Here is a 12067-nt window from a genome sequence, read left to right on the forward strand (position 1 = left end):
CTTCCCTTTATGATTTTCAATGGTATAATCTTTGAAATTTTAAATTTGCGCTCATAAACTATCTGCTTTAATCATAAGCAAATTAATTTTCTTTACGACGTTTTACCTCAGTAAGAGTAAGTACACCAAGTAAGGCACCAAATCCTAGAGCTAACGCTTCTTCGCTACTTAAAGAAACATCACCAGTTTTTGGTAATTTAGTATTACTTGTGCTGATTCCAACAGGAGTTCCAAGAGGAGTCAATGTTGAATTTTGAGTCTCATTAGAAGTATTTATTTTAGTATTTTTACCAGTAATGGTACCATCTGGATTAATTATTTCACCGTTTGGAAGATGAATTGTGCCATCTGGGTCAATAACAGTACCTTCAGGAAGATCAATAGTTCCTCCAGGCGTTTGAACTGTACCACCGCCAGGGAGCGTAATGCTTCCATCTGGGTTTGAAATAGATGGACCATTTGGTTTAACCTTACCGTCATCACCTGTGCCAGTTTTACCGTCTTGTCCAGGTAATGTAATAGTACCATCTGGGTTAACGACATTGCCACCTGGGAGATGAACTGTGCCATCTGGGTCTACGACACTTCCTCCTGGAACATTAATCGTTCCTCCAGGCGTTTGAACTGTACCGCCGCCAGGGAGCGTAATGCTTCCATCTGGGTTTGAAATAGATGGACCATTTGGTTTAACCTTACCGTCATCACCTGTGCCAGTTTTACCGTCTTGTCCAGGTAATGTAATAGTACCATCTGGGTTAACGACATTGCCACCTGGGAGATGAACTGTGCCATCTGGGTCTACGACACTTCCTCCTGGAACATTAATCGTTCCTCCTGGTGTTGTAACTGTACCTCCTCCGTCTGGGAGAGTGACGCTTCCATTATCACCTGGAATAATTGGGCCGTTTGGTTTAACCTTACCGTCATCGCCTGTACCAGTTTTACCGTCTTGTCCAGGTAATGTAACAGTACCATCTGGGTTAACGATATCACCACCTGGGAGATGAATCGTGCCATCTGGGTCTACTATTGTTCCTCCAGGAACATTGTATGAGCCATCAGGACGATCAACTTTTCTTCCATCACTTGGAAGTGTAACACTTCCGTCTGAACCTGGTGTCAATGGTTGATCCCCAGTTACAGTAACATCATCATCTGTACCTGGCTTACCATCTTTACCTGGTAAGGTAACGGTTTTACCGTCACTAGGAGTAGTTGGGTTTGTTGTTCCGCCTGAACTTGAGCCACCATCTGTACTTGATGTTGGGTTTGTTGTTCCGCCTGAACTTGAGCTACCATCTGTGCTTGATGTTGGATTTGTTGTTCCGCCTGAACTTGAGCCACCATCTGTGCTTGATGTTGGATTTGTTGTTCCGCCTGAACTTGAGCCACCATCTGTGCTTGATGTTGGGTTTGTTGTTCCGCCTGAACTTGAGCTACCATCTGTACTTGATGTTGGATTTGTTGTTCCGCCTGAACTTGAGCTACCATCTGTGCTTGATGTTGGGTTTGTTGTTCCGCCTGAACTTGAGCCACCATCTGTACTTGATGTTGGATTTGTTGTTCCGCCTGAACTTGAGCCACCATCTGTACTTGATGTTGGGTTTGTTGTTCCACCTGAACTTGAGCCGCCATCTGTGCTTGATGTTGGGTTTGTTGTTACGCCTGAACTTGAGCCACCATCTGTGCTTGATGTTGGGTTTGTTGTTCCGCCTGAACTTGAGCCGCCATCTGTGCTTGATGTTGGGTTTGTTGTTCCGCCTGAACTTGAGCTACCATCTGTGCTTGATGTTGGATTTGTTGTTCCGCCTGAACTTGAGCCACCATCTGTGCTTGATGTTGGGTTTGTTGTTCCGCCTGAACTTGAGCTACCATCTGTACTTGATGTTGGATTTGTTGTTCCGCCTGAACTTGAGCTACCATCTGTACTTGATGTTGGATTTGTTGTTCCACCTGAACTTGAGCCGCCATCTGTGCTTGATGTTGGATTTGTTGTTCCGCCTGAACTTGAGCCACCATCTGTACTTGATGTTGGATTTGTTGTTCCGCCTGAACTATCCGAATTAGCGTTTGAAGAAGCAACATAGCTTGAAGCTGCTGAAGCATCTGATTCAGCTTGACTTGCAGCATATGATGCGGCTTCAGCTTCACTTAATGCTTGTGAAGCAAGACTTGATGCTGCTATTGAGTCTGCCATAACTTCTGACCGATAAGAATCAAAGTCAGGATCACTACTAATAGCTGCAGATCCAGCTTGATTTGCTTCTGAGCTTGCTTTATCAACAAGTGATTGCGCTTGACTTGCATGATCGCTTGCTTGACTCGCTAATGAGCTTGCTGTGCTTGCTGATGTTGAGGCATCTGAGGCAAAGCTTTGGAGATTAGTATCATCTGGATATTGACTTGCAAGAGAACTTGCTGTTGAGGATCCAGATGAGGCTTCATTTGAAGCTTCAGATGCAATACTTACTGCAGATGAAGCTGTACTTTGTGTTTCATCCCAAAGAGGTGAGACATAAAGACCATTTCCTGAATTACCAGTCAAAGGATCCCCAACAGAAAAGTCAGAAGTCAAGAATGCATTTGCATATTGACTCAAATCAAGTCCAGAGAATTTAAAGATATTTTCTTTAGATACGCCATCAGCTCCAACTTTGATAGACACATTGATAGTGGCAATTGCTTTACCATCTGCGTACAAAGTAGCAGTTCCATCTTGAGTAGAACTTGGCATATCCGCATTCCAAACATCAAGAACAGCATAAACTGTTTGATTTGTGCTTGCTGGAAGATTTTCTCCTTGTTCGTAGGCAAGTGTATATCCATAAGAACCTGTGAACTCTTGACCAGTAGATGGATCAGTTGATTCGTAGGTAAATGTGATTGGGCTTCCAGCTGTATCAACTGTTGCCGAACTTGCAGTTCCAGTTACAAGTGCATATCCTGAAATTGTAGGTGCTGAAACTGTTTCTCCAGCATACTTATCATAGGTATATGAACCGATTGATGTACCATCAGAGGCTACAGCATTGATGACCCCTTGAATATCATCTGTATTTACTTGATAAACAACTGAAGTATATTGGGTTTGGCCTGGTGCTGCTGATACCCCTTGAACTGCTCCTAAAGCGTTTGCAGTAATTACTGTTGTTTCTGGAACAAAAGTATTATCTAATTGTCTATCAGTTATAGCTGCAGATTGACCTTCATAATAATAATTAGCTGTTTTTAAATTCTCTAAAATTTGTTCTGTTGGATCATTAAATGTCAAACCAACTGCAACTGTCGCAAGTCCAGTTGCTGAATAACCTGAACTTGTTAAAATTTGTTGAATAGCTGAAGACATAGCAACAGACATTGCACTAGAAGCTCCTGATAGAATGCCATTAGATTGAGTAACTACATTCATGGCGGACGTGTCAGCTGCTACTGAACCTGTTGCATTATTTGCAGTATTCAACATATTTTGGAAAATCGTGTTAATATTTCCTTGAGCCGTTGCAATATAACTACCTGCAACAGAAGCTGTATTAGTATTCGTTGATAAACCGTAAATTGCGAGGGCGCCTGATAATGCAAGATATTTTGCATAGGCAAGATTTACTCCAAGGTTAGATTGCAAATCACCTGCTGCAATTGCATTAGAAACTGCTGCAGAAAGATTGATTGGCATTAATCCAGCAATATTGGATGAAGATAAGGCTGCTGCGGAAACTTTTGTTGAAGCTTGGCTTGCTTGTGCTGTAGAAACAGCAATAGGAAGTGTAGATACGGTATTGGCTGCCAATGTCGCCTGACTAATTAAGTTAGCCATGATATTTGAAATATTTTGACTAACCGCTGTTGTATATGAAATCCCATCGGCATTGATCGTTAATGTACCATCAGTATTCATTGTTACAGGTGCCAAAATAGATTGTGTATAAATACCATTTGTTCCCTTAACTACAGCTTTAGCATTTGTTGCTAAACCATCCAAAGTCGTTTGTGCTGCATTTACTGTTTGTTGATAAGAAAGTAATGCGTTAATTAAAGCAGATAAGGGTTGCTGTGCTTGAGTTGCTGCTTGAGCTATCGAATTTCCAAGCACTGCTGTTGTCGCTTGAGTAATATCTTGATAGTTATTTAGTCCTAGGATATCGGAAATTTTAAAAGAGCCAAAAGTAGGACCTGTAATTGGGATTCCAACGTTCACAACATAATCCATCAAAGCATTAAGTTGATAGGTTTGCAAATCTTCTGAATAGATATTATATAATGCACCATTATTATAAACAGTAACTTGAGTCGTTCCTGTTCCTCCAGCTACTGGCGTTACATTTCCATTAATATCGATATTAAATGTGGTAGCATTATTTACTGCTCCTAATAGTGAATATGTTGGCGTTCCAATCAAAGCTTTGGTTGCTTGAGATGCTGCAACAACTGCTGCGGAATTCATCAATTTATTTGCTTGGGAAGCGCTCAATTGAGTTACAAGTTGTTGAGTATTGGTTGTATCAATTAATAGATTTGATGCTCCAACCATTTTAAGCATGTTATTTTCTGCTTGTTGAGCTGTATAAAGCTGTAATGCAAGGCTAAGTAATGTCGAATTCGTTGCCGTCGCTAAAGAGTCAACTGCTACTGCTGCCGCAGCATAAGAAGCAACTCCTGAACTAAAGGCTGTATTTACAAGTGATGTTGCTGATGAATTACCTGTAAACTGAACAGAAACTAAGGCTTGCGAATCTTGGGTCGTTTGATAATTTTTTCCATAAGTTGTTGTCAAAGCATTGTTAGAACCAAGCGAAGCAATTGTTTGATTGTTTGCAACTACAGCTGAGGATAGCGCAAGAATATTACCTAATTCAAGAAATTCAAGGGTTGACCCTGTTTGAGCAGTAATTAAAGCTGAAAGACTTGTTAAATTCGTGTTATTAGTGAAAACTGCAGTTGACGCGGTAGCTGCCGCTGTTGATGCCATATCATATAAAGATTGCGCAGTTTGTTGAACTGTAGCCAAACTTGAAGCAATTGTACTATAAGAGTTAGCAATATTAGCATATGATGAAGCTAAGCTTGTATTCGATTGTGTTTGATATGAGGATGCAATTATTGAATAAGAAGTTGCTAAAGAATTTTGCATTGCAATTCCAGCACTTGCAGAAGCTGCTACAACCGAAGCTGAGGAAAGTATCTCACTCTGTTCATCAAAAGTAGTATTTGCAGTAGACGCATTAGATGCAAATGTAGAAGCGTTAGCAAAATCATCTGCTTGTGATTTTTGTAAATCATTATATGCCGCTACAGATGACGCAATTGCTGTACCTGAATTATTAGTTGCAATGGAATCTGTAATTGAAGTAGCGATTGAGATATAAGCAGACTGTGCTCCATCAAGTAAGACTGACTCTGAATGAATAATAGTAATATAAGAGTTAGCAATACTATTAAAAGCCGATTGTGCTGCCGAAGCTGAATTCAATAGTGAAGTTGCCGAAGTTGCTACTGAAGTTGCAGATGAAACAATAGAACTCATAGATTTCATTGTGGCATTCGCTGAAGAATATGCATTTGAAGCTTGTACATAGGCCCCAGAGGCATTAATTGCTGCTGTACTATATGAATTAGCTATCAAACCATAAGAACTTGCAAGGGAAGCATAAGAAATATTGTTAGGATCAGAATCAGCGGCTACTTGGGCAGTTTTACTCGTGCTAGATCCTGTAATAAGATCTGATGGGTTGGGAATATAGACACCGGCAACAATGGTACCCCCTGCTGCTTTATAAGCGGAATCATAGGCACTTTGGGCGTATGATGAAGCTACGCTTGATGTATAGCTTGAAGCCAAACTTTCCCAAATATAATTACTCGTTGTTGCAAGATTTGCTGCCGATTGACCTGCGGCTACTTGAGAAGTAAAAGTGCTAGTAGCTGATGAAGTATAGCTTGATAAGCCAGCAGAGTTAGCCCCAATTGCTGCTACTGAAAAAGCAGATTGTTTATTCATTTCAGATGAATTCGAAATGGCATTTGAAGAAGCTACTGATGCTGTTGAGGTTGCTGATGAAACTACTGAACTTGCAGAAGAAATCGTTGTTGTAGCATTTGATGCAGCTATCGCATAAGAACCTGCAGAAGACATATTTTGTAATGCAAGCAGTGAACTTGCTGTATAGCTGGCTTGGATAGATGTCAGGGTTGCACTCAGTAGAGAATAAGCAGAGCTGTAGGTTAATAAATTATCAGATGTCGCTACAGCTGAAACCAGCGCAAAAGCTGATGAAACATTACTAGCTAAAGAAGATAATACTGTAGTGGCACCATCAGAAATTAATACTGCTGTTTCTGAGTAATATGCAGATTCGATAGAAGCATTTGATTTACGAAGTGCATCAATCATTGAATTATTTGCTGCTACTGAAGAAGCTGTAATTGTATTTGCTGTTGAAGTTGCTGTAAAACTTCCGGAAGATGGCTGACCGCTTGTAAGTTTTGTGTATGTCCCACCAGCAAGTTGAGCTGTCGCTCCTCCTGCAGAGGACTGACCAGAATCCGTACCTGGAGTTGTAATTGTTACAGCAGCTACAGAATAACCTGCTTGTGTTTGGTCAGTCGATGGCGAAACAGTCCATGAATAAGAACCATCAGAAAGCGTAGAACCTGAATTTGAAATTGACTGAGTTGCTTTAATATCAACTGTTGTTTGTGAAGCTGCTCCAGAACCAGCTGTTACTGCTCCATTTGAATTCAAGTTTGTCGAAGAGGTTGTATTAATCGTTCCTCCACTTGAAGCAGTAGATGAACTATTGATACCAATTGTTGTTGCTCCGCCAGTACCGTTTGTGTTTTGTGAGTTACTCGCTTCTGGTGCGCCAATTGGATTTCCAGAATTATTATCTTGCTTAAGTACAGCACTTGAAGAATTTACTTGTGCATCAGTATAACTACTCGGATTTGCTGAAGATTTTGCCACTGTATTAGCTGAATTTGCTACAGAAGCATTATCAGCCCCAGCTGTAGCATTTGATCCAAGTCCACCAGTTGCAGTGTTTTCTGCTCCAGTTGTTTTACCTGTTGAAGTTGAAAGAACTTGGTCAGCAAAAACGCCATGGGAAGAGGAAGCAATTGCTCCACCTGAAACTACTAAAGCAAGGATAGACGAGGCATAGAGCCATTGTTTTCCTGATTTCCAAGTTCTAAAATTTTCATGAACTTGCGCATTTTCAGGAATTTTGAATTGATTGTTTTTCATCAGTTCTCCTTTGTTCGTCATAATATTTTTTAGAGTAAATATTTTTATTATGACTAGTGAATATTCCAATAATTTAACATATGATAAGTTTCAACTAAAACTACTAAAAGTCATTGTGACTTCTTTCAATAAACAGGGAAGCCCCTAATGGTAACATTACTTATTCTCATCTTCACGCCTCTTTTCTTTTGACTTAGTTCAATGATTATTTCCATGAATAAATGTAAAATGATGTATTTTCAGCCTTTATGAAAGAATGAAAACCTTATCAGGAATATGTACAAATTCCTTTTGATAAATTATACAACTTTCTTTCTTTCTTTTATTTCATATATTTCTTTTAGATTTTTTGTTTTTGTTTTAAATAAACATAGTATTTCATAGAATACATTTTGATTTTACCTTTCATTTAATTATCTTTTGAGTTAACAATTAAAAAAACCTCATCATATTGATGAGGTTTCTACCTTTTACATGTTAGTACCGTTTGAAGCAATTACTTCTTTATACCAATCAAATGATTTTTTCTTAGAACGTTTTTTTGTTCCATTTCCTTCGTCATCTAAGTCAACGTAGATGAATCCATAACGCTTACTCATTTCTCCTGTAGATGCTGAAACTAAATCAATACAGCCCCAAGGTGTGTAACCCATTAGGTCGACACCATCTTCAACTGCTTCATTCATTGATTGAATGTGTTTTTTGAGATAATCAATACGATAATCATCTTGTATCGTTCCGTCTTCTTCTACTTTATCAATTGCACCTAAGCCATTTTCGACAATGAAGAGCGGGACTTGATAGCGACCGTATAAATCATTAAGGGCGTAACGAAGTCCGTCAGGGTCAACTGCCCAACCCCATTCGCTTTCTTTTAAAAAGGGATTTTTAACTCCTCCAAGAACCATATTTCCTGAAGCTTGAACGCCTTCCCCTGTTTTTGATTCTACAGTCGACATATAATAACTAAATCCTATATAATCAACTGTTCCTTCTTTTATTATCTTTAGATCTTCTTCGGAAATTTCAAGTGCATCTGCATTTACTCCATGTTTACGATGAAGTCTATTGGTAAATGCAGGATATGCTCCTCGAACTTGTACATCATTACAGAAATAATTAAACTCTTGAATGCTTTCTTGTGTTGCTAATTGATTTACTGGGTTTGCATCGAACGAATAAGTTGTTGAATAAATACTCATACAACCAATTTGTAAACTCTTATTCAAGTCATGCCCAAATTTTACAGCTTGAGCACTTGCAACAAATTGATTATGCCAAGCTTTGAAAACATTAGTTTTATCATCTCCACCATTAGATGGAACAAGTCCTTGACTTAAGCCTGAAAAGAATGTTGCTGAATTGATTTCATTAAAAGTCATCCAATATTTCACTTTGTCTTGATAACGTTCTAACAAAACTTTTGCAAAACGGACATAAAATTCGATTAGTTCGCGATTTTTCCATCCTCCATATGTTTTAGCTAAATTAAGTGGCATTTCATAGTGGGAAATTGTAACCACTGGTTCAATTCCATATTTCAAACACTCATCAATTAGTTGATCATAAAAAAGCAAACCTTTTTCATTTGGAGTTGTTTCATCTCCCATTGGAAAAATTCTTGACCAAGCTACCGAAAAACGGTAAGCTTTAAATCCCATTTCTGCAAATAATGCAATGTCTTCTTTAAAATGATGATAATGATCAATTCCATCATGATTTGGATAAGTAAAATGTTCAGTATCAATCGTCCAATCAAATTCCGGACTTGCAAGAATTGCCAATCTTTCTTTACCTCCTGGCATTGCATCTGCTACTGAGAGCCCTTTGCCATCTATATCATAAGCACCTTCTAATTGATTTGCTGCCGTTGCTCCACCCCATAAAAAGTCTGTTTTAAATGTCATTTTATAATTTTCCTATCTAATTTTTAAAGTTTTTCATCAATGCTATTTTAAACTGGATTTGCCACTAATTCAGTTGTTTGTGCATTAACTGCAGTTAGTAGCACTTCATTTTGATGAATCGTCGATTGATTTGTAACTAGAATGTCCATATAATCCTGAGTATTTGTTACAATGATTGGAACTTGAGTACTGTATCCCGCATTTTGAATACGCTCAATATCAAACTTGAGGAGTAAGTCACCTTTTTTTACACTCTGTCCTTGTTTTACAAAGGTTTCAAAGTATTTTCCTTCAAGTTGGACAGTATCTATTCCGATATGAATGAGAAGTTCAGTTCCCTCATTTGAAATTAAACCTACTGCATGTTTAGTTGGGAACAAAATCATAACCATTCCATCAAATGGAGCACGAACCTCACCTAGTGTTGGTTCAATCGCTGCTCCTTTGCCCATTACACCTGCAGAAAAGGCTGCATCTTTAACTTGTGATAGTGGAATAACTTTTCCTTCAAGAGGGCTTCCAATTATTTCTTTATTCGTTTTTTGTTTATTAAATTTTTTGTCAGGGATTGGATTTTCAATAACATCATCTTCAAATCCCACAAGATAGGTTACTACAAAGCCTGCTATAACTGCAACAGCTGATACAATCATCATTTTAATCGCGCCTGAAACTTCACCTGTAAGGGTAATATTAGATGTAAAACTGAAGATTCCCAAAGCTCCCATTGTATAGGCTTTAATTCCCAAGGCCATGGCAACAGCTGATAAAATTCCACTTACGATACATGAAACCCAAAATGGACGTTTCTTAGGGAGGGTAATTCCGTAAATTGCTGGTTCTGTAACACCAAACCAACCAGAAATAAAGGCTGGTATTGCTAATTCACGAAGTCGTTTGTCTTTTGTTTTTAACATCACTGCTCCAACAGCTCCAGTTTGCGCAAACGATGCAACACTTGCGGCAATTAAAAGCGCGGTTGGTTCTCCTTTTGCTAATGCGATAATTGCAAATGGAACAATTGCCCAATGTAATCCAAACATGACTAAGACTTGCCAAGCAAATCCTAGCACTAAACCAAAGATAATAGGATTAAATCCTTGTAATGCTAGTAAACCTTTACCTAAAGCATCTGAAGCAAGATTCATTACTGGTCCAATAACTAGGAAGCCTAGAGGAATTGAGATGATTGCCGTAAAGAATGGTGTCAAGAAAAGCTTTACTACATCAGGAATAATTTTCTTTAACTGGTGTTCTAAAAATGCTGCAAATGCTGTAATGGCAATAATTGGCATTACAGAAGACCCGTAGCCAGCAGTTGGTACTGAAAAAGGAATTCCAAAGAGGCTTAATCCACCACTTTCTGCAAATGTTTTTGCAACTGTTCCGTCTACGAAACCTGGGTAAACAAGTGCTGCGGCAATCATCATTCCAACAAATGGTGAGCCATTAAATTTTTTCATTGAAGTATATCCAATGAAAATTGGTAGGAAGAGAAATAGACCATCACCCATTGCATTAAAAACAGCATAGGTTGCAGACGCTTGAAAACTTTGTCCCAAGGCAAAGGATAAAATTGCATTAACCCCTTTAATCATACCCGCTGCTGCTAATGGAGCTAATATTGGTTGGAAAATTCCTGAGATCAATTCCACAAATTGATCGAAAAGATTTCCTTTTTGTGCCGAGTGTGATGGTGAGGTATCAAGTACCCCAAGGACAGCATCTACATCTGCACGCACTTCTGGTACATGATTCCCAATAACGACTTGGTATTGGCCACCAGATTGCATTACTGTAACTACACCATCCATATTTTTCAGGACATCGGTATTTGCTTTTTTCTCATCTCTGAGTTTAAAGCGTAACCGTGTAATACAGTTAATCACTGAGATGACATTTTCTTTGCCACCTACATTTGCTACAATGTCTTTTGCAAGAGCTTCATATTTGCCCATTACAAACCTCCAAAATAATATATTTTTTAGAGGTTTCGCCAACTTAATGTCACGATCCAATTGTTACCATAGTTGATGATGACTAAAGTCATCTTAAAAATTAATCTTGTATTTTTTCTAAAATACGTGCTAGATGAACGGTCATATATATTTGTTCATTTTGAGAAACTTCGTACGACCTTGTCTGTTTAAGAAACTCACTGACTTTCTTTGTTCCTATGTATGCTCTTGGGTATTTTCTGGTTATTAGAAGGAATAAATCTTCATCGGTGCTTTCATCACTTTTTGTATTAGAAAGTATTCTTTCGGTGAAAAATTTAAGGTGAGTAATGAACCTTTGAAAATAAATATCTTGCTCATTAAAGTTTACTTGTAAAGTATACTTTAGAGTTGTTAATATTTCTTCCATTAATTTTGTTAATTCCGTTGCATATTCATGACCACTTCCCAGGGTTCCATTAACAATGTGCATGGCCAGAAAACCTGCTTCATCTTCTGGAAGTGAGATATTAAGTTTTTCTTGAACTTTTTGAAGTGTTTCAAGACAAAGTGCGAATTCTTCTGGAAAAAATCTCTTAATATCCCATAAAAGAAAATTTTTAATAGTTATATTGTCTTTTTCACGAATAATTGCTGCATTTAAATGGTCAGCGAAAGCAACCAGAACGGTATCAGAAATTGTTTTATCAAATTTTGTTTTTGCTTTTGCTAAAGTTAAAATCGAAAGTTCTACAATTCCACTTGGAATTTCCGAAAGTAATTCTGAAAAATTCTGTTGCTCAGAAGTTACTTTCAATGCAAAAATTTTTTCAATTTTTTTGTCTTCAACAACTTCACCTGCTTTTTTCCCAAATCCTAAGCCTAATCCCATAAGAATGGTTTCTTCATTATCATTTTGAGCAATGACTACATTATTGTTCAGAACTTTTTTGATTTTCACATTCTTCTCCATTTCACAAAAA

4 protein-coding genes are annotated in these 12067 nt (G+C 38.2%); all 4 read right to left on the reverse strand.

Annotated features, from left to right (window positions below; genetic code table 11):
* Window positions 1–82 precede the first annotated feature (82 nt).
* The 4 genes from ACRYLU_RS07060 to licT all read right to left on the reverse strand — a co-directional run bounded on the left by ACRYLU_RS07060 (window position 83) and on the right by licT (window position 12045).
* Window positions 83–7240, reverse strand: coding sequence for a KxYKxGKxW signal peptide domain-containing protein (locus ACRYLU_RS07060; protein WP_445080810.1), 7158 nt, complete (start codon window positions 7238–7240; stop codon window positions 83–85).
* Window positions 7241–7710: 470 nt separating this feature from the next.
* Window positions 7711–9147 (reverse strand): glycoside hydrolase family 1 protein, encoded by a 1437-nt coding sequence (locus ACRYLU_RS07065; RefSeq protein WP_058206904.1) that lies wholly within the window; start codon window positions 9145–9147, stop codon window positions 7711–7713.
* Between the two features lie 47 nt (window positions 9148–9194).
* Complete coding sequence (locus ACRYLU_RS07070) at window positions 9195–11105, reverse strand: beta-glucoside-specific PTS transporter subunit IIABC (protein WP_445080811.1); 1911 nt, start codon at window positions 11103–11105, stop codon at window positions 9195–9197.
* A gap of 100 nt (window positions 11106–11205) precedes the next feature.
* Complete coding sequence (licT, locus tag ACRYLU_RS07075) at window positions 11206–12045, reverse strand: BglG family transcription antiterminator LicT (protein ID WP_021722748.1); 840 nt, start codon at window positions 12043–12045, stop codon at window positions 11206–11208.
* Window positions 12046–12067 lie beyond the last annotated feature (22 nt).

The organism is Lactococcus sp. KTH0-1S (assembly GCF_052544945.1).